The following is an 18,501-nucleotide window of genomic DNA, read 5'->3' as shown; positions in this document are numbered from 1 at the left end:
AACTTATCATGACACTTATCTCATCCACTGAAATGCTGCAAATCGCTCGTAAGAATAAATACGCTGTTGGTGCTTTCAACGTTCACACATTAGAAATGCTTCAAGCAGTAGTAGAGGCAGCGGTCGAAACTCAATCCCCACTCATCATTCAATCAACGGTTGGAACGGTGAAACACTTAGGTCCTGATTACATAGCGGAAGCTGCTAAAGTTGCTGCTGATCGTACTGGACTACCCATCGCTTTGCATTTGGACCATTGTACAGATTTTTCGACGATTGTTCAGTGTATCCGTGCAGGTTATACATCGGTCATGATCGATGCTTCTATGTTTGCGTTTGAAGAGAATGTGGAACGCACACTTAAAGTAATGGAAATCGCTCTTGCAGCAGGTGTAAATGTGGAAGCAGAACTTGGTAAAGTAGGCGGCGTTGAGGATGATATCGTCGTGGCTGAACACGAAGCCTTGCTTGCTGACCCTGAAGATTGCAGATTGTTTATTGAACGTACAGGTGTGCTTACACTAGCACCAGCAATCGGTACAGCTCATGGTATTTATAAAGGCGAGCCAAATATTGACTTTGACCGCATTGCAAAAATAGCTGAGATCGTTGATGTTCCGTTGGTTCTACATGGTGGTTCAGGAATTCCAGCTGAGCAAGTGAAGAAGGCAGTAGCTCTAGGGATGTCCAAAATGAACGTTGCTACAGAATTGCGTATCGCGTTCTCGAATGCAATTAAAGATGTATTCGCTGCTAACGTGGAAGAGAATGACCCTCGTAAATATATGGTTCCTGCTAAAGAAGCTGTGAAGCGCCTTGCGATTGAAAAAATGGAACTTTGCGGATGTATCGGAAAAGCCGGCGATCTTCGATGATTACAACGGTCACGCTAAATGCGGCCATAGATAAAACGTACTATGTAAATCAGTTTGAACTAGGCGGCGTGCAACGCGTCGCCCGGCAAATTGCCGAGCCAGGCGGCAAAGGTAATAATGTAGCCAAAGTGATCACACTACTTGGTGGTGAGGTAACGGCAACTGGATTTGTTGCTGGCAGTAGCGGTTCTTTTATTGAAAGTAGCTTGAACAATCGGGGAATTCAAACTTCCTTTGTTCGTGTAGCGGGAGAATCACGCGTATGTCTGAACATCATTGATGAGTCCAACGGAACCTCCACAGAGTTACTTGAACAGGGACCGACAATCAGTGACAATCAAATTACGGAGATGAAGCAGACGATACACAGACTTGCTCTACAATCGAGTGTTGTGGTGTTATCGGGTAGCTTACCACCTGGTGCACCTGCTGACTTGTATGCTGATCTTATCGGTATCATTCAGTCAACCAAGGCACGCGTATTCTTGGATACTAGCGGGGCAGCGCTGACTAGTGGATTGCAAGCTCGGCCTCATTTTGTGAAGCCGAATGAACATGAGCTAGCTGGATGGCTGGGACAAGATCAACTTAATGAGTCTGAATGGGCAGAGGCGGCGCAAAAACTAGCAGCTGAGGGGATCCCTCAAGTGTGTGTCACACTGGGTGACCGAGGAGCTATTGCATTCATCGATGGACAAGGGTACCGTGTTATTCCACCAAACATTCAGGCAGTGAATACGGTTGGCTGTGGGGATTCATTTGTTGCAGGTATGGCGTTTGCAGAAGAACGTGGAGATTCGCCTGCAGAGAAGCTACGCATTGCTTCAGCGGCAGCAGCAGCTAATGCGATGTCTGACAAAGCAGGCCATATCGAATATAAACTTTTTCAAGATTACGTTAAACAAGTTCAAGTCGTAGCCTTATAAGTCGTAGGGTTCGCTCGTAATATTACAATTGAATTAGCCTACTTGCAATTTAGTCCTCCATCCTACAAAATTAGGATTAGCATGGATGACGCAATGTCATCAAAGGAGAGAGTTATGGAATACTCAAAGAGTGAGTTGCGCAGGACCAAACTTCTGGAACTCATTAAATTGCATGGGAAAATATCGATTCAAGAAATTATCGAGACCATTGGGTGCTCGGAAGCTACCGCCAGGCGTGATCTCGATTTGTTAGAGAAATCAGGGCAGATCATTCGTACGATTGGGGGAGCCATCTATGAAGGGGCACTCATGCAGTCGACATCGGAATTGCCCTTTGCAGATAAACGGTTTTTTCAGCGGCAAGGCAAAGAACGGATCGCCGAGGTGGCTGCGGAACTGGTGGAAGAAGGAGACATCGTTTGCCTAACCGGAGGCACGACAACCTTTTTTATCGCCAGAGCTTTAAAAAAGCACCGGAACATCACGATTGTCACCAATGCGGTGAATATCGCTTCTGAGCTAGCAGATGCAGATGGTGTTCAAGTAGTGGTCATTGGCGGTGTCATGCGCGCGAAGAGTTACGAACTTAGTGGTCCACTTGCGGAAAGTGTTATTGAAAAGATCAACGTTACGAAGATGTTCCTTGGTGTAGACGGGGTATCTCAAGCTCATGGATTTACTATGCATTCTGAGTTGGAGGCTCGTATTGCCCAACTGCTAATCGAGCGTTCAAGCGAAGTATATGCTGTATTCGACCAAAGTAAGCTTGAGAAAAGCGCTCTGTTCACGATTATCCCATTGCATCGGGCAACGGGAGTCATTACGAATAAGCATCCAGAGGGCTGGTTTGAAGCAGCATGTAAAGAACAACAGATTGCGATTCATACAACGGTTGAAGATGTTGCTCATCAATCATAGCTGGGACATGTTGTTTGTCCCAATCCCAAGACAGATGTTCAGTATTTGAACATCTGTTTTTCTGCGATTATTTCACTTAACGTATGTTATAATTTGGTATATTCACCTAAAGGGGTTGATACCATGTTTGATGATAGCAACAAGCCGCTTTCCCATTTATCGGACCCATACGCAGCCAAAGCTAACTTTGATGTGAATGAGAAAAGGCTTCACTCTCAAGGTGCTCCAGGCCTTCTATATCAAGTAACAAATTTGCTCATTCTGGTTGGAATCATAGCTGTTATTATTGTTTTAGTCAGAATATTTTAAGATATTTGTATATGTAAAACCCCGCCATGGCATCTTTCCATGACGGGGTTATTTGATCTTACCCTTAGGCTCTTTGCTCAAATTGCTTTGCAATCTCAATGATCACTTTACTCGCATAGACCATACTTTCAACTGAAACATACTCGTACTTACCATGGAAGTTCTCCCCGCCTGCGAACAGGTTTGGTGTGGGCAGTCCCATATAAGATAATTGAGAACCATCTGTACCGCCACGGATAGGCTTGATAATCGGCTCAATACCAAGACCCTCCATAACCTCACGAGCGATATGCACGATTTCGATCACAGGTTCAATCTTTTCCTTCATGTTATAATACGTGTCTTTCATCTCCAAAATGAGATTGTCCTCACCGTAGATAGCTCTTAGTTCATCTACAATACGCTGCATGTTGGCTTTGCGCTCCTCGAATCGATTTCGATCGAAGTCTCGAATAATATATTGTAGTTGTGTTTGCTCTACATTCCCTTGTATAGACTGTAGATGATAGAAACCTTCATAACCATCAGTCGTTTCAGGTGCTTCTTCGGCAGGTAGACGACGTTGGAACTCCATAGCCATTTTGGCGGAGTTAATCATTTTTCCTTTGGCAAATCCGGGGTGGATGTTAACCCCTTTACACCAGATTTTTACTGAGGCGGCATTAAAGCTCTCATACTCCAGTTCACCGAGTTGTCCACCGTCTACAGTGTATGCATATTTAGCGCCAAAGGCGGCTACATCAAAGCGCTCAGGGCCTCTACCGATTTCTTCATCAGGGGTAAAAGCAACTCGTACTGTACCATGCTTGATTTCCGGATGTGCGATTAGGTAGGCCATCGCGGTCATAATTTCAGCGATTCCTGCCTTGTCGTCAGCACCGAGCAGCGAAGTACCATCGGTTGTAATTAACGTCTGACCTTTGTATGTAAGAAGTTCAGGAAAGTCCTTGGGTGACAATACAATCTGCTGAGCTTCGTTCAATGTAATGTCTCCACCATCATAATTTTCAACAAATTGTGGAGAGACGTTAGCGCCATTGAAATCTGAGGCCGTATCTAAATGCGCTAGAAATCCGATGACTGGTACTTCTTTCTGTGTATTAGCGGGAAGGGTAGCCATGAGATAGCCATATTCATCTAAGCTGATGTCTTTCATACCGATGTTTCGCAGCTCTTCTGCTAGCATTTGGGCGAATGTTAATTGCCCGGGAGTAGAGGGACAACTCTCATTATCTTCATTAGATTGTGTGTCGACTTGGACATAAGAGGTAAATCTCCGGATGATCTCTTCTTTCAATAAGTTCAGCTTCTTTCCTTTGTTTTATAGGGAGTAGTAAGTTCATTGTTAATTGAATTGTATCAAACGGCTGCTGCACAATAAAGGGTGAGAAATAGTAATGGAACATAATAGGCGAAAACACGTACTATGTTTAAGTTATCCTTTATTGAGATTAAAATACAATGTTTCTAGATCGGTGTTGATAAGAATGAATTATACGCTCAAAATTGCAGTCATTGGCGGCCGAGGTAAGGTCGGACGATTTATCGCCGATTATGCATTGAAGCGAGGTTATCAAGTTAGAATGCTAGTTAGAAGTATCAATCTTCAGACAACTTCCAACGAGCACATCGAAGTGGTAGAAGGTGATGCTAGAGACAAAGATGTCATTGCAAACCTGATTCAAGGTTGTAATGTCGTAATTAATACGTTAGGGCAACCGGCTAAAGATTCACCTATATACAGTGCAGTAACCAGCAATATACTTACAGCGATGAATGATTTAGGGATTCGGAGATACATAGCAGTTACAGGTGGATCATTAAATGTTGATGGGGATCACAAGAGCTTATTAAATAAACTTGGGGCAAGGCTGTTTCTTATCCTTTATCCTGCAATGATGGCCGACAAAAAGAAAGAACACGAAATCTTAGCTAGTAGTAACATAGATTGGACATTGGTACGTTTACCCGTCGTAGTTGAGGGTCCGCAGACAGGGAGAATTAAAGTGAATTTGACTGATATGCCTGGAATGAAGATGACAAATCAAGACATTGCGGATTTTCTTCTTCAACAAATTGATGATACAAAGTACATTGGAAAAACACCCTTTATTGCGAACTAAGCAATAGAGGGCGTTTTTTTCGGATGAAGAGCATTTAGGTACTAATGATGATTATTTCTTACTAAAGATATCAGCCAACAACTCATATGAATGTAAACGCGCTTGATGATCATAAACTTGAGCTGAGACGATGATTTCATCGGCCCCAGTCTCTAACAAATGAGACTCTAACACTTTGCGAACAGTATCTGGGCTACCGACTGCGCCATAACTGAATTTACTACGAACAATGGCTTTCTCTTGCGCATTCCATAGAGCATCCATATTATCTACTGGTGGTTGTAAAGGGCCGGTACGACCACGGATGAGATTCAAGAACTGCTGCTCTTGGGAAGTCGCTAACCGCAGGGCTTCCTCATCACTATCAGCCACGATGACACTTACGCCGATCATAGCATAGGGCTTCTCGAGGGTCTCTGACGGACGGAATTGACTACGGTAAATATCCAAGGCAGGCAGCAAATACTCGGGAGCAAAATGACTGGCAAAAGCGAAGGGTAGCCCTAGTCTCCCCGAGAGATCAGCACTAAAACCACTGGATCCTAGCAGCCATATCGGAACGTTCAGACCTTCACCGGGAATAGCTCGAACCCTCATAGCGGAAGTAGCGGGGGGATTGAAATAGTCTCGGAGTTCACGGAGCCGTTCAGGGAAATCCTGACCGTTGCTACCGGGGCCTCTTCGTAACGCTTGAGAAGTCAGTTGGTCTGATCCCGGGGCTCTTCCGAGTCCAAGATCAATACGCCCAGGGAATAGAGATTCCAATGTTCCGAACTGCTCGGCTATGACCAAAGGGGAATGGTTAGGTAACATGACCCCACCGGAACCCACTCTAATTCTTTTAGTTCCTGCAGCGACATGCCCGATGACGACGGAAGTAGCTGAACTGGCGATCCCCGGCATATTGTGATGTTCTGCCAGCCAATATCGGTTATAACCCCATTCGTCAGCATGTTGCGCCAGATCAAGTGTGTTGCGTAGAGAGTCGGTAGCTGTGCCACCTGACGTAATTGGGGCTAGATCCAGGATAGAGACTGGGATATCCGAAAGTTGCCGAGCCTCTTTATTATTCAAATCTTTATCAGACATTGATGTAGCCTCCTTAAAGTTTTGTTAGCAATACTTCCTGAATACACTTCGTACAAAACTTGCTTCGGAAGCATACGCTTTTTTTTGTTAGCATCACTTCCAGAATACGGCCCGTACAAAACTTACCTCGGAAGCATACGCGTTATTTATGTTACTTACTTTCTTTTATATATGAGTACATTCTTATCATAACAAATGTGATCACTGGCTACAAAGTTTGCGTTTAATGTATTTTATATTCTTTGCTAAAATATAGGTAAATATTTGCTCAGAGTGAAGCACACTTACGTAGCGTCCATGACGCCCGTGGTGTGCTTTTTTGTCGTGTTGTACGAACCTTATTTGGCATGTCAGAGCCCAGGTAATGCAAGAAAATACCTAGTAAAATATGCATTTTCGCTCTATTGTGGAATAGTATCTGATCCTATCTGTACCTTATTAGGAAGGGAAAAGGGGTAGGAAAGAAGCCGCATAGTTAGTAGAAACCCTTAAAAAAGTCAGTTCGGAAAATTTCTAGTAGGAGCGTATAAAATGAATTTAAAAGAAAAGTTGAAATTAATTAAAGATAATGGCTACCAAGCACCTCCCGATACATTTCAGTTGATACAAGAAATGATAAATAATATCGGTTCTTTGGATGCTGAGCTACGAGATGAGCTAATTTTATACAACCTTATCACATTGGATTCCTGGTAATTTTCTAACTGCAAACGAACTAGAACAACTTCTACCAGTTATTTTGGATAAAAACCATTTGCATTTTAAGCTTGGTGAAACAAATACAGATTCTGTCTTCACTCGATCTTTCTCTATGCTAGTCATACCGCTCCTCATCATGAAGCATAGAGAATCACCATTTCTCTCAAAAGAGCAAATTCAACAGATAAAAGAGAAAGTATTTCACAGTTTACAAGAAGAGCGAGATTACCGTGGGTATGACGAAGAAAAAGGCTGGGCTCATGCCATAGCCCATGCGGCAGATGCTTTAGACGATTTGGCTCAATGTTCCGAACTGGATAAGAATGACCTCATAACCATCCTCGATTTGGTTTACGAAAAGATGACCATAACAGATCGAATTTACTCCGATGGTGAGGATGAGAGAATGGTAAGACCCATAATCAGTGTTTTAAATAGAAAAATGCTAAGTCAGACTTATGTAGAGCAATGGATTCAAAGTTTTGGTGATGTGGAGAAAAGTTCAGAATTTCTTCCTGCTTTTAAGCAAAAAAATAATATAAAGAACTTTTTAAAAAGTTTATACTTTCGAGTTAAATTTTATAAAGTAGATGCCGATCTCTGCCCAACTATCGAGCATACATTATTTAAATTTGAAAAAGTATACTATTCCTAATTAAGAAACAAGTGAGGGAAAAAGCACCCTCACTTGTCTGTCTCCACTTCAAATACAGTACAGGCAAACAATAGCCCTCAGGGAACATTTTCCCCTTGGTCGATCGAACGATAATAACACCTAATCAGACAAAAACAGGGTAACATCTAAAATGATGTTACCCTGTTTATTTATGAGGGACGAACTTGCAACTATGAAGGGATATCGCTGTTGTATGTATATCGTTCTCCAGGCGTTATGTCCAAAGGCTATCACTGGTCACGCCCGGCTGTGGCCTATCCGTTCATTACGCTGCCGCCGTTAGCACCTAGCACTTGACCAGTATAGATATTACCATCATCAGAAGCTAGGAACATTACTGATCTTGCGATCTCCTGAGGAAAGGCGAGTCGACCCAGTATATAACGCGAATCATCCTTGTCTTGGCCTTCTTCTAAGGAAGAACGAATATCTGTAAAAGTTCCACCAGGAGCAACTGCGTTCACGAGTACATAAGGGGCAAGCTCACGTGCAAGTGATTTGGTAAAGGCTGTAATACCACCTTTGGCTGCCGCATAATGAGATAGCTCAGCAGCGCCCTGACTGGCTAGATCTGATGTCACGTTAATGATTTTACCGGATTTTTGTGCCGACATTCGGCAAGCCGCTTCGCGAGAAGTATTAAATGTGCCATATAGATGAATTTTGATCATTCGATCCCACTGTTCGTCTGTCATCTCCGTAACTTTGACGGTTTGGGCGATTCCTGCATTGTTAACAAGAATATCTAACTTACCGAATAGGGTATCCACTGCGGCAAACATGTCCCGCACCTGAGAAGGGTCGCTGACGTCAGCATGAAACGTTTCTGCCTGAACTCCATGGGATTCTACCTGACGCTTCACATCTGCAGCCTCTTTGTCATCGCCGTAGTAATTAATCATAATGTTAGTCCCTGCCTTGGCTAGCTCAAGTGCGATGGCCTTACCAATCCCCCTACTAGCGCCTGTAATCAAGGCATATTTACTCTGCAAGTTGCAATTGCTCATGTTGATTTCTCCTTTAAATTTAGATATAGCGGGATCATTGCCCAAGACATAGAACTACTGTACCAAAACTTACCGTTAAAATACTACGGAATTTTAAATAATAGAAGGGTTGTCTCTCTAAGTAAAGAAGATTTTGTCATCCGTTTTAACTTTGTTGTGACCCTTTTTTTTCCCCTCCGTCATATAATAAACATAGACCGAAGAACAGAAAGGCGGGAACCCTAACCATGAAAAAACTGATTGCTGTAATGATTCCCCTATTCTTTATTGTAACAATGTCGCTGACGCCCGGTTCAAGAGCAGCCGAGCCTGAATATAAGCCTGTACCACAAGATTCTAGCACGATTAGCGTATATATAGACCAATTACATATCGGCAAGGATGGCAATGAAATTATTGTGGATCCGATCCAATGGTATGAAGGCAAGGAGGCGGAGGTTGCGTTCCAAGAACATGAACCTGATGCGGGAATAGATGGACCTCCGGATGGGTATTACATCGTTAACGACGATGAGCAACTAACCCATTATCCCTTGGCGAAAGATGCTGAGGTATTGATGCAGATTTACGATCATTCAGGAAATATAGAGGATTTGGACATTCACTGGAATGAGCTTATCAGTCTAGCGAAGTTTGGAGAGATATTTTCGCATAGTGATCTGATTGATTTAAACCAATTTCCTTATCATATAACCATTAAGAATGGGCAAGTTGTGCGGATTGTACAGCAATACATTCCTTAAATGAATAATATGACATCCTGCTTCTTCTAGTCATTATCCAAAGGCTATCCCTATGGTAGAAAGCATCTACTATTGGGATAGTTTTTTTTGAAATGAAAATTTTAATCCTTAGGGATATTAATATGGCAGGACGGGGTAATTTAGTATACTATTACTTTAGGTATAGTTCTTTACTCCTATAAAAGGAAAAGAGTGGGGACAATGAACGAAGAAACGGATCGGATACATCAAAAAAATATATGGATGTTGAAGCTATTAGTTATTTTTTATGGATCAGCTCTCATTATCAATTTGCTAGTTGAGGGCAGTTTCTCGGCTATTAATCCATTAGTCAGTTTGATCTTACTGTCGATTCCGGCACTGCTGGTATGGATCAAGCGCTGGCCAATTTTTACGATGCTACTGACTGTATGCTTCCTATTTTTATTTTTCTTTTTTTTAATCGTCGGTGACCCCTATTTAATTAATTATATTTTTCTAGGATTTGCGCCATTATTATGTTTATTTTATCTTGATCTTCGAGCCGTTTTGTTATCAGGTGTGCTCTATGTTGTATCTAGCATTTATTTCTTTTATCAATTAAAATTTCAAACACTTCCGGAAATGAGCAGCCGGGACTTGATCTATATTATTGTATTCGGTATTTTTACTACGATATTTTCTCTAGTATATACGAAAATGATGCAGAAACTGTGGTTTAGGGCTAAGAGCAGCGAGGAGCAACTTAGGTCGACTTTAGAGGATTTATCCATAGGAATTTGGACCTATGATCTAAGTGCCTCTCAGCTCAATGTCTCAAAAGGACTTGAACATATTTTCGGATTCAATGCTGAGATATTCAGTCAAGATGCTAAGCAGTTTCGTGAGATTATTCATCCAGATGATCAACATATATTCGATATGGGCCAGAAGGAGTTACTAATTTGGCAAACGAATACGGTGAAAGAGTATCGGATCATTTGCCCGAATGGGGACATAAAGTGGGTGCAGAATCGGGCTAGGCCACATTTGAACCCTCTGAATCATCTGATTCGGCTGGAGGGTATCATGATTGATATCACAGAGCGTAAACAGATGGAGGGAGGAATAGAATTCCTGGTCTATCATGACGAGCTCACAGGATTACCTAATCGCACGATGCTAAGTAATAAATTCGAGGAATACTGTAAGCGTGGCTATCTTCCTATAGCAATATTGTTCATTGATCTAGATAATTTTAAAGATGTTAATGATACATATGGTCATGCAGCAGGAGACTTATTACTGAAGGATATAGCTGGGCGGATGTTGGAACTTATTCGAGAACAGGATACGGTATGCCGGCTGGGCGGTGATGAATTTGTCGTGCTGTTGACCGAAATGGATGAGATGCGGGTGGTTAAGGTAGCTGATCGGATTAGAGCTAGCTTGACTGAGGGGTTTGTCCATCATGGATTTAATCTGACAGCTGGAGCGAGTATTGGAATTTGTATTTCTTTGGAGGGTACGGGAACTCTAGAAGAGATGATCCGGCAGGCCGATGAAGCGATGTACAGTGCCAAGAGGGATAATGGTGGCGTATATAAGATATATGGTGAGATAGCCTACACAAAAGAGTGAGCCCCTGGGCTCACTCTTTTACTAGGATCATAGAAACTGGAGAGCATTTGTTAAAGTATAACTTAATCAGTCATATTTTTTAGATTTACTACTTGCTTAGTCCCTTTCTGAAGCGAGTAAGCAGCAAGCCCAACTGACATGACGGTGAGGATAAAGAAGGGAGCGCCATAGCGAGCTGTTGGGATAAATAAAAGTTGGAATAACAACATTCCAGTGAAGCAGAAGGCCATGAAGTTCTTCTTAATTAATAAATAGAGTAGTGCGGGTATAGAGCAAGCGGTAATTCCGTAATGGAGTAGTACTCCACCATAAACATATAACTTAGGAAAGTTTAGGCTACTAGAAACCCACATATTACTGAAGAGATAATACAGCTTACCATACGAGAACCAACCCAAGTAATAGAAGAATTGATCACTTAGTCCATTCAGAATGACGCGCATACCATATTGGGACTGACTTAAGCCGAGAGCGTACATTTCTGTGTAATTGGCACTCTCTTTGAAATAAGGAAAGGCTCCAGCAAGAAGAGCATTTCCGCTTCCAGCGGCAAGGATCGTAAACTCATGCAGGACAATATAGTTCCGCAGAACCCATGGTAAGAAGCATACGGCGACTGTAAGTAGATATGGGAACAGAATTCGACGTGTGGATTTTGACAGCACAAGAAATAGTGCAGCGATGAAGATTATGGGCAACATCCCTGGACGGGTGAGAATACCCCAACTTAATAAGGCAGCGTTTAATATAATATTCCAAAGGGAAGGCTTATTCCACATGCGTTGCCATGATGCAAAGAACAAGGCTAGTAAAAATACAAATAGGGTCTCAGTTAGAAACAAGCCCGTCATATAGATAAAGGGTGGATAAAGAGCGACAAATAAGGCGCCTATCAGTCCGTATACTGCTCGAGTGTTTGCTTTAATAAAGTAGTACACCGGTAATATTGTGGCAGCGCCAATTAGAATTTGCACCCATTTATAAAGATCGATATTAAAGGAAGATACGGAGAGTACAATATAAGCAAATATAGGAAACCCCGGCGTCACACGGGAGTTAGGATCTTCACTTCCGTAGGAGTATACATGATCTTGGGCTAACTGCTGGATCATAGTATAGTAATTTCCGCCATCCCCTTCTAAGAAGTCCTGGGTTCCTGTGACGAACACAAATAACGATCTAAGTAGTATAGCCAGAACAAATATTAATATAAGAAATGGTAGTGCTTTTCGAGCAAAGATTGAAGAATCTGAGGGTTTATTCATGAGTAGTTTGTCATCCTTTAGTATGAATTTTTCCAACATTGACCAATCCAATAATAACTATAGAGGAACCTTTTAATTTCAGTCAATGAAATTAATTATCTTACTAATAGATTAGGCGTCTGGGAGACGTGATATATGTTAATTTCTTTTGATATTATTCCAAAAATTAGATATCATCATTTAAGACATATCACTCAATAGCTCATAAGGATGATGAAAAGGAAATGAAGAAATTTTTTGAACTTGTAGAATTAAGAACTAAAGTAGCGAGTATAATTCCCTTTTTCATTGGAACGGTATACGCAGTGTTCCGATTTCAAGAATTTCACGTCTACAACTTTGGATTAATGTTTCTCTCGTTACTCAGCTTCGACATGGCCACTACGGCTATCAACAACTATTATGATTATCATAAGGCCGTCAAGACGAGAGGCTACGGGTACGAAGTCCACAATGCGATCGTTAAGCACAAGATGCATCCATCTAGAGTGCTAAGTTTGATTATAGCATTGCTACTGATTGCTATTGGTGCAGGCATTATGCTTGTTGTACAGTCAGGACTTCTGGTACTGTTACTCGGGGGTCTGTCTTTTGCGGTGGGTATCTTATATTCATTTGGCCCCATCCCAATTTCAAGAATGCCACTAGGAGAAATATTCTCTGGTTTATTTATGGGTTTTGTTATTATTTTTGTGTCTACGTACATTCATGTCGGAGATGCACTTGCATCCTTGACGTTGCAGGGCGGGGTTGTCAGTCTAAATGTACAATTGCTTGAAGTGGTCCTCATATTCCTAATCTCGATTCCAGCGATCTTATGTATTGCGAACATTATGCTCGCAAATAATATTTGCGATATGGACGAGGACATTGAGAACAAAAGATATACTTTACCTATTTATATAGGTAAATCGAATGCATTGCTTCTATTTAAACTTATGTATTATGCGTCATATGCTGATTTAATCGTGCTTTACTTTTTAGGCGTAAATCCACTAATTTTGCTACTCGTCCTCTGTACAGTAATTCCGGTGCACAAAAATGTTATGCGATTTGCAGAACAACCAACCAAGAGGCTTACATTTAGTCTAGCAGTCAAAAATTTCGTGCTGAGTAATGTGGCACGTATTGTTGCCTTAGGAATTGCAGTACTGTTGATGTAATGTAATGGAGGATGTTTTTAGATTGCTTCGTAAACGGGCATAGTAACTGGGAAAGATATTACCCGCAAAGGAGGCCAGATCATTGGAGAACACGCATGATTTTGTTGAGAAGGTTCATGATACACAGGCGAAGGAAGAAAAGAACAAAATTCATAATGGCAAAGGAAGTCCTTCAGGGCGACTACCGAACAAACAACACGGTACACAAAAGTAGACAAGAAGGAGGTGTCCCACAGCTTAGCTGGGGGCGCCTCTTTTTACTATTCCTATGCTCCTTAGGAGAAGAATTATCTTCCCTCTTGTTGATCTGCCCAAATAACTGGACTTAGGTCTAGTAAATATCTTCCCTAGAGACCGAAGAACGCTTAATCTTAATGTAGTATGCTGTTATAAGATCAATACATAGGTAAAGGAGAGAAAGCGCGATGAATAAAAAATCATGGATCGGCCCACTTGTTATCCTACTTGGCGTATACTTGCTGTTCTTCCGTAAAGAGGCCCTCACCGCGGGTACGCTGTTCGGTAACTTTTGGCCGACCATATTTGTCATCCCTCTAGGATTGTTTTTTCACTGGATGTACTTCTCAATGACAGGTAGAAGAGGATCGGGTCTCCTAATTCCGGGGGGGATTTTGTTTACTGTTGGCCTCGTGTGCCAAATTGCAACTTTATTCGATAGCTGGGAATATCTGTGGCCCGGTTTCATTGCGGCTCCAGCAGTAGGGTTGTTCGAATTTTACTGGTTCACAGATCGAAACAAATGGTTGCTGATTCCTATTAACATTCTAGGAGGTTTGTCGGTTCTATTCTTCGCTGTGTTCTCCTTTGGAGCACTCTATAACCGGTTTATTTTCGGGCAACCGGTTCTGGCTATCGCACTAATTGTCATTGGGGTTGGTGTAATGATAGCGCCGAGAAAACGTTCGTGATGAATCATTTTTTGCTCTGGTAGCCACTATCCACCACAATAGAAGTTCACTTATTTAATCGACATAATGCAGTCTCTTAGCGAAGTAGGGAGAACAATCCCTTCTTCGCTTTTCTGTGTTCTATGGGATATATCCCTGTCACAGGTACATATCGTATCGCCCCCAATTAAATCTTTAATTTTAAAATAGTTGACAGTTCAAAAAAAAAGACGTTATAATTTAGTCTAAATGATAATGAATATCATTATTAATGAACTGTCTTGCCGGCAGTGACATCAACTTTCTCAGACGTGAGGAAGGAAAGTAAGGTCAATACATGAAGAAAATATATTTAGCAGCATTACTTATTGCATTTTCGGTACTTTCTCTATTTATTGGTGTTAAAAGTATATCAATAACTGATATTTTTCATCTTACTGGTGACCAATGGGAGATTTTATGGATTAGTCGAATTCCGAGATTGATTAGTATCATTATTGCTGGGGTCAGCATGAGTATCGTTGGCCTGATCATGCAACAATTGACCCGGAATAAATTCGTATCCCCGACGACGGCAGGTACAATGGATTCAGCTAGCTTCGGGATCATGGTCTCTATGCTTCTGTTCTCATCTGTAGGGCCGCTTGGGAAAATGTCAGTAGCCTTTATATTCTCATTGACCGGAACCTTCATTTTTATGAAGATTCTAGATCGAGTGAAATATAAAGACACCATATTTATTCCGCTGGTTGGCCTGATGTTCGGCGGTATTGTTAGCTCGGCAACTACCTTTTTCGCCTATAAATATGATCTAATTCAGAGCATGTCGGCTTGGCTGTATGGCGATTTCTCGATGATCATGCAGGGACGATACGAACTTATTTACATAAGCGTCCCACTCGTCGTAGCGGCCTATTTATATGCAAATAAATTTACGGTTGCGGGCATGGGTGAGGAATTCGCAGTTAATTTGGGGTTGAACTATAAGCAGGTGGTTAACCTGGGGCTTGTATTAGTTGCCTTGGTTACCTCAGTTGTCGTGCTTACTGTTGGTTCGATTCCTTTTATAGGACTCATTGTCCCGAATCTGGTGACGATGTATTTAGGAGATAACCTGAAGAACAACCTATCTCACACGGCACTACTTGGAGCGGTATTCGTTCTAGCATGTGACATTCTAGGGAGAGTAGTAATTTACCCCTATGAAGTACCTATCGGTCTGACCGTTGGAGTTATCGGGAGTGGTATATTTCTGTACATGCTGATGAGGAGAAAGTCATATGAGTAATAGAACAAAACTAAGTATCCTTGTCGGCATTTCAATTCTGCTCGCTGTTATATTTATGACGATTGATGTAGGAGGACATTGGGATTATGTATTACCTAGACGAGGCAAAAAATTGTTTGCCATCCTCCTCACCGGAACGGCCATAGCTTTCTCCACCATCGTATTTCAGACGATCACGAATAACCGTATCTTGACCCCAAGTATTATTGGGCTGGATTCACTGTATATGCTCATACAGACATTGATCGTGTTCTTGTTTGGTTCAACTACCTTAACCATGATGAATAAGAATTTCCGTTTTATTCTTGCCGTTGGCTTGATGGTATTATTCGCTGGACTACTTTATAGGATGCTCTTCAAAAAAGAAGGACGTAATATATATCACTTGCTATTGATTGGATTGATCTTCGGCACCTTTTTCTCTAGTCTGTCGTCGTTTATGCAGAAACTAATTGATCCTAACGAATTTCTTGTTATACAGGACAAAATGTTCGCTAGTTTTAACAACGTCAATTCAGATATTTTACTCATCGCTTTGGCGGGTGTATTACTGACGGGGATCTATTTTGCCAAGTTTAACAAGTACTTAGATGTACTTGCCCTCGGCCGAGATCACGCGGTTAACTTGGGTATCAGTTACGATTATGTGGTTAAGCGGATGTTGATTGTCGTCGCTATCCTGATTTCCATTGCAACTGCATTAGTAGGTCCGATTACTTTCTTAGGGCTGCTTGTGGCAAATGTCGCCTACCAGTTCCTGAATACGTACCGTCATAAACAGTTGATCGCAGGTGCGTCGCTTATCAGTTTTATTGCCTTAGTTGGCGGTCAACTGATTCTTGAACGAGTATTCACTTTCTCCACTTCATTAAGCGTGATCATCAACTTTATAGGTGGGGTGTACTTCATCTATCTACTGCTAAAGGAGAATAAATCGTGGTAAAGGTCAGGGGAGTTTCCAAGAAATACGGCGGTAAAATGGTGGTCGACCGCGTTAACGTTGATATTGCTAAGGGTAAAATCACCTCGTTCATCGGTCCTAACGGAGCGGGTAAGAGTACACTGATGTCGATGATTAGCCGTCTGATTACCAAAGACGAAGGCGAAATTTTGATCGATGATAAGGAAATCGGTAGTTGGAAAAGCGGCGAGCTTGCGAAGAAAATTTCGATCCTAAAGCAGTCAAATCATATCAACATTAAGTTGAAGGTAAAGGAATTGGTTAGCTTTGGACGCTTCCCTTATTCACAAGGCAAACTGACCAAAGAGGATTGGATCCATATAGATGAAGCTATCGCTTATATGGACCTTGGATCTATGCAGGACAAATATTTAGATGAACTCAGTGGTGGTCAGAAGCAAAGAGCATTTATCGCTATGGTTATCGCACAGAACACGGACTACATTTTACTTGATGAACCGCTAAACAATTTAGACATGAAGCATTCGGTACAGATTATGAAAGTTCTAAGAAGGCTCGTTGACGAGCTTGGAAAAACGGTTATTATCGTCATTCACGACATCAATTTTGCCTCTTGTTATTCCGACTATATAGTCGCACTCAAGGACGGAATTATTATAAAGGAAGGCACTACCGACGAAATCATGGATTCGGCTGTATTGAAAGAAGTTTACGATATGGACATTCCAGTTGAAATAATCGGGGGCAATAAAATTTGCGTTTATTTTAGATGACTAGTTAAAACAAAATAAATTATGAGGTGAATTCATTGAATAAGAAATTTTCTTTGATGTTTATGGCAATAATTATGGTTGTTGTATTGGCAGCATGTGGATCCAATAATAGCAGTAATGGAGCAGCGAATTCTAACAAGAATACAGGAAGTACGAATTCGACGGATACGGCAGTTGCAGCTCCAGCAGAGGAAACAGAACTTAAGATTACTCATAAACTGGGTACAGCTACCGTGAAGAAAAACCCTGGCACTGTTGTTGTATTCGATTATGGTGTGTTAGAAACATTGGATAAATTAGGCGTTGAAGTAGCGGCTGTACCACAAGGTAATCTTCCAGCACACCTCAAAAAATATGAAGATTCCAAATATACAAATGCGGGAACGCTGTTTGAGCCAGACTTTGAGAAGCTGAACGCACTTGATCCAGATGTGATCTTTATCTCTGGTCGTTCTTCTGAAGCATACGAAGAGCTGAATAAGATTGCTCCAACGATCTTCATGGGCGTAGATACGGCTGATTTTATGAATTCTTTTACGAGTAATGTAAACGAATTAGCTAATATATTTGGTAAAAAGGCCGAAGCAGAGCAGGAATTAGCAACGATTAACGATTCTATCAAAGCGCTTCATGACCAAACAGCGGCAAGTGGTAAGAAGGGTTTGATCATCCTTACTTCTGGTGGGAAGGTTAGTGCATATGGAACAGGTTCACGTTTTGGTATAATACACGATGTGTTTGGTATAACTCCTGTAGATGAGGGTATTAAAGTCTCCACTCATGGAGATAGCATCTCCTTCGAATATGTTGCTGAGAAGAACCCAGATTATCTATTCGTTGTCGATCGTGATGCTGTAGTTAGTGAGGGAGCAGAAGCAGTAGATCCTGCTTCGAAGTTGGTAGAGAACGAATTGGTCAAGAAGACCAATGCCTACAAAGATGGCAAGATTATTTACCTTGATCCGAGTTACTGGTATCTCTCTGGTGGTGGATTGTTGTCCGTACCGGCAATGTTAAATGAGGTACAAGAGGGTATCAAATAAATTAATAACAGTAGATTTTGGATAGGGGCTGACCTGCAAGTAGTTTATGCTACTTGTGGGTCAGCCTCTTTGTGTTAGATAGCTTGAACCCAGCGGGGGCGCGGCTTTAGGTTAAAGTATTCTTCATCAATTTGTCATGAAATCTTCATGCACTATAGCAAGTCTGCATGATACA

General features: G+C 41.7%; 20 protein-coding genes. 16 read left to right on the top strand and 4 right to left on the bottom strand.

What is annotated here, in order from left to right; all coding sequences use genetic code 11:
• The first annotated feature begins 8 nt into the window (after positions 1 to 8).
• From fba to NST85_RS27080, 4 genes are all read left to right on the top strand, one after another.
• On the top strand, positions 9 to 875 hold the full coding sequence (gene fba, locus NST85_RS27095; RefSeq protein ID WP_211350196.1) for a class II fructose-1,6-bisphosphate aldolase: 867 nt from the start codon (positions 9 to 11) through the stop codon (positions 873 to 875).
• A complete protein-coding gene (gene pfkB, locus NST85_RS27090; protein WP_341190891.1) occupies positions 845 to 1,801 on the top strand; it encodes a 1-phosphofructokinase in 957 nt (318 codons plus the stop codon). Before fba ends, pfkB begins: the two co-directional genes overlap by 31 nt.
• A gap of 114 nt (positions 1,802 to 1,915) precedes the next feature.
• On the top strand, positions 1,916 to 2,719 hold the full coding sequence (locus NST85_RS27085; protein ID WP_127193677.1) for a DeoR/GlpR family DNA-binding transcription regulator: 804 nt from the start codon (positions 1,916 to 1,918) through the stop codon (positions 2,717 to 2,719).
• A gap of 123 nt (positions 2,720 to 2,842) precedes the next feature.
• Positions 2,843 to 3,028 (top strand): hypothetical protein, encoded by a 186-nt coding sequence (locus NST85_RS27080; protein WP_127193676.1) that lies wholly within the window; start codon positions 2,843 to 2,845, stop codon positions 3,026 to 3,028.
• 64 nt (positions 3,029 to 3,092) lie between these two features.
• Here the strand turns inward: NST85_RS27080 and pepT are convergent, their stop codons facing one another.
• Positions 3,093 to 4,325, bottom strand: coding sequence for a peptidase T (pepT, locus tag NST85_RS27075; RefSeq protein WP_341190890.1), 1,233 nt, complete (start codon positions 4,323 to 4,325; stop codon positions 3,093 to 3,095).
• Positions 4,326 to 4,515: 190 nt separating this feature from the next.
• Here pepT and NST85_RS27070 point away from each other — a divergent pair, with 190 nt between their 5' ends.
• Positions 4,516 to 5,151: an NAD(P)-dependent oxidoreductase gene (locus NST85_RS27070; protein WP_127193674.1), complete on the top strand. Its 636-nt coding sequence runs from the start codon at positions 4,516 to 4,518 to the stop codon at positions 5,149 to 5,151.
• A gap of 51 nt (positions 5,152 to 5,202) precedes the next feature.
• Here the strand turns inward: NST85_RS27070 and NST85_RS27065 are convergent, their stop codons facing one another.
• Positions 5,203 to 6,240, bottom strand: a complete 1,038-nt coding sequence (locus NST85_RS27065; RefSeq protein ID WP_127193673.1) for an LLM class flavin-dependent oxidoreductase — start codon at positions 6,238 to 6,240, stop codon at positions 5,203 to 5,205.
• 531 nt (positions 6,241 to 6,771) lie between these two features.
• Here NST85_RS27065 and NST85_RS27060 point away from each other — a divergent pair.
• Both NST85_RS27060 and NST85_RS27055 read left to right on the top strand, forming a co-directional pair.
• Entirely contained in the window at positions 6,772 to 6,936 is a 165-nt protein-coding gene (locus tag NST85_RS27060) for a hypothetical protein (RefSeq protein WP_246054287.1), read from the top strand.
• A gap of 115 nt (positions 6,937 to 7,051) precedes the next feature.
• Positions 7,052 to 7,594, top strand: a complete 543-nt coding sequence (locus NST85_RS27055) for a DUF2785 domain-containing protein (protein ID WP_341191173.1) — start codon at positions 7,052 to 7,054, stop codon at positions 7,592 to 7,594.
• A gap of 275 nt (positions 7,595 to 7,869) precedes the next feature.
• On the opposite strand, the gene NST85_RS27050 is transcribed toward NST85_RS27055, so the two are convergent.
• Complete coding sequence (locus NST85_RS27050; RefSeq protein ID WP_127193672.1) at positions 7,870 to 8,622, bottom strand: SDR family NAD(P)-dependent oxidoreductase; 753 nt, start codon at positions 8,620 to 8,622, stop codon at positions 7,870 to 7,872.
• A gap of 227 nt (positions 8,623 to 8,849) precedes the next feature.
• Between NST85_RS27050 and NST85_RS27045 the strand changes: the two genes are divergently transcribed.
• Both NST85_RS27045 and NST85_RS27040 read left to right on the top strand, forming a co-directional pair.
• Positions 8,850 to 9,365 carry a hypothetical protein gene (locus NST85_RS27045; RefSeq protein WP_341190889.1) on the top strand — a complete coding sequence of 172 codons (516 nt, stop codon included), beginning with the start codon at positions 8,850 to 8,852 and terminating at the stop codon, positions 9,363 to 9,365.
• A 201-nt stretch (positions 9,366 to 9,566) separates the two neighbouring features.
• Positions 9,567 to 10,964: a sensor domain-containing diguanylate cyclase gene (locus tag NST85_RS27040; RefSeq protein ID WP_341190888.1), complete on the top strand. Its 1,398-nt coding sequence runs from the start codon at positions 9,567 to 9,569 to the stop codon at positions 10,962 to 10,964.
• 62 nt (positions 10,965 to 11,026) lie between these two features.
• On the opposite strand, the gene NST85_RS27035 is transcribed toward NST85_RS27040, so the two are convergent.
• Positions 11,027 to 12,229 carry an ArnT family glycosyltransferase gene (locus NST85_RS27035; RefSeq protein ID WP_341190887.1) on the bottom strand — a complete coding sequence of 401 codons (1,203 nt, stop codon included), beginning with the start codon at positions 12,227 to 12,229 and terminating at the stop codon, positions 11,027 to 11,029.
• 224 nt (positions 12,230 to 12,453) lie between these two features.
• Between NST85_RS27035 and NST85_RS27030 the strand changes: the two genes are divergently transcribed.
• The 7 genes from NST85_RS27030 (at position 12,454) to NST85_RS27000 (ending at position 18,326) form a co-directional block, all read left to right on the top strand.
• Entirely contained in the window at positions 12,454 to 13,392 is a 939-nt protein-coding gene (locus NST85_RS27030; protein ID WP_127193669.1) for a 1,4-dihydroxy-2-naphthoate polyprenyltransferase, read from the top strand.
• Between the two features lie 82 nt (positions 13,393 to 13,474).
• A complete protein-coding gene (locus NST85_RS27025; protein WP_127193668.1) occupies positions 13,475 to 13,606 on the top strand; it encodes a DUF4023 domain-containing protein in 132 nt (43 codons plus the stop codon).
• A 211-nt stretch (positions 13,607 to 13,817) separates the two neighbouring features.
• On the top strand, positions 13,818 to 14,321 hold the full coding sequence (locus NST85_RS27020) for a hypothetical protein (RefSeq protein ID WP_127193667.1): 504 nt from the start codon (positions 13,818 to 13,820) through the stop codon (positions 14,319 to 14,321).
• 316 nt (positions 14,322 to 14,637) lie between these two features.
• Entirely contained in the window at positions 14,638 to 15,588 is a 951-nt protein-coding gene (locus tag NST85_RS27015) for an ABC transporter permease (RefSeq protein ID WP_127193666.1), read from the top strand.
• A complete protein-coding gene (locus NST85_RS27010) occupies positions 15,581 to 16,531 on the top strand; it encodes an iron chelate uptake ABC transporter family permease subunit (protein ID WP_127193665.1) in 951 nt (316 codons plus the stop codon). The genes NST85_RS27015 and NST85_RS27010 overlap by 8 nt, the downstream gene beginning before the upstream one ends.
• Positions 16,525 to 17,283, top strand: a complete 759-nt coding sequence (locus NST85_RS27005) for an iron ABC transporter ATP-binding protein (RefSeq protein WP_127193664.1) — start codon at positions 16,525 to 16,527, stop codon at positions 17,281 to 17,283. Before NST85_RS27010 ends, NST85_RS27005 begins: the two co-directional genes overlap by 7 nt.
• A gap of 56 nt (positions 17,284 to 17,339) precedes the next feature.
• On the top strand, positions 17,340 to 18,326 hold the full coding sequence (locus tag NST85_RS27000; protein WP_127193725.1) for a siderophore ABC transporter substrate-binding protein: 987 nt from the start codon (positions 17,340 to 17,342) through the stop codon (positions 18,324 to 18,326).
• The last annotated feature ends 175 nt before the right edge of the window (positions 18,327 to 18,501 follow it).

It is taken from the genome of Paenibacillus sp. FSL K6-2524, assembly GCF_038005525.1.
Lineage (GTDB): Bacteria > Bacillota > Bacilli > Paenibacillales > Paenibacillaceae > Fontibacillus > Fontibacillus anaericanus.
Note: the sequence above shows the minus strand (reverse complement) of the source record. Positions and strands in the feature narration are given on the sequence as shown.

What these genes read in the sequence shown, in the direction of transcription:
- NST85_RS27020 (WP_127193667.1), top strand. Translation starts at nt 13,818, where the DNA reads ATGAATAAAAAATCATGGATCGGCCCACTTGTTATCCTACTTGGCGTA.
- NST85_RS27030 (WP_127193669.1), top strand. Translation starts at nt 12,454, where the DNA reads ATGAAGAAATTTTTTGAACTTGTAGAATTAAGAACTAAAGTAGCGAGT.
- NST85_RS27065 (WP_127193673.1), bottom strand. Translation starts at nt 6,240, where the DNA reads ATGTCTGATAAAGATTTGAATAATAAAGAGGCTCGGCAACTTTCGGAT.
- pfkB (WP_341190891.1), top strand. Translation starts at nt 845, where the DNA reads ATGTATCGGAAAAGCCGGCGATCTTCGATGATTACAACGGTCACGCTA.
- NST85_RS27035 (WP_341190887.1), bottom strand. Translation starts at nt 12,229, where the DNA reads ATGAATAAACCCTCAGATTCTTCAATCTTTGCTCGAAAAGCACTACCA.
- NST85_RS27080 (WP_127193676.1), top strand. Translation starts at nt 2,843, where the DNA reads ATGTTTGATGATAGCAACAAGCCGCTTTCCCATTTATCGGACCCATAC.
- NST85_RS27085 (WP_127193677.1), top strand. Translation starts at nt 1,916, where the DNA reads ATGGAATACTCAAAGAGTGAGTTGCGCAGGACCAAACTTCTGGAACTC.
- NST85_RS27015 (WP_127193666.1), top strand. Translation starts at nt 14,638, where the DNA reads ATGAAGAAAATATATTTAGCAGCATTACTTATTGCATTTTCGGTACTT.
- NST85_RS27070 (WP_127193674.1), top strand. Translation starts at nt 4,516, where the DNA reads ATGAATTATACGCTCAAAATTGCAGTCATTGGCGGCCGAGGTAAGGTC.
- NST85_RS27050 (WP_127193672.1), bottom strand. Translation starts at nt 8,622, where the DNA reads ATGAGCAATTGCAACTTGCAGAGTAAATATGCCTTGATTACAGGCGCT.
- NST85_RS27055 (WP_341191173.1), top strand. Translation starts at nt 7,052, where the DNA reads ATGCTAGTCATACCGCTCCTCATCATGAAGCATAGAGAATCACCATTT.
- NST85_RS27010 (WP_127193665.1), top strand. Translation starts at nt 15,581, where the DNA reads ATGAGTAATAGAACAAAACTAAGTATCCTTGTCGGCATTTCAATTCTG.
- NST85_RS27040 (WP_341190888.1), top strand. Translation starts at nt 9,567, where the DNA reads ATGAACGAAGAAACGGATCGGATACATCAAAAAAATATATGGATGTTG.
- NST85_RS27045 (WP_341190889.1), top strand. Translation starts at nt 8,850, where the DNA reads ATGAAAAAACTGATTGCTGTAATGATTCCCCTATTCTTTATTGTAACA.
- NST85_RS27000 (WP_127193725.1), top strand. Translation starts at nt 17,340, where the DNA reads ATGTTTATGGCAATAATTATGGTTGTTGTATTGGCAGCATGTGGATCC.
- NST85_RS27060 (WP_246054287.1), top strand. Translation starts at nt 6,772, where the DNA reads ATGAATTTAAAAGAAAAGTTGAAATTAATTAAAGATAATGGCTACCAA.
- fba (WP_211350196.1), top strand. Translation starts at nt 9, where the DNA reads ATGACACTTATCTCATCCACTGAAATGCTGCAAATCGCTCGTAAGAAT.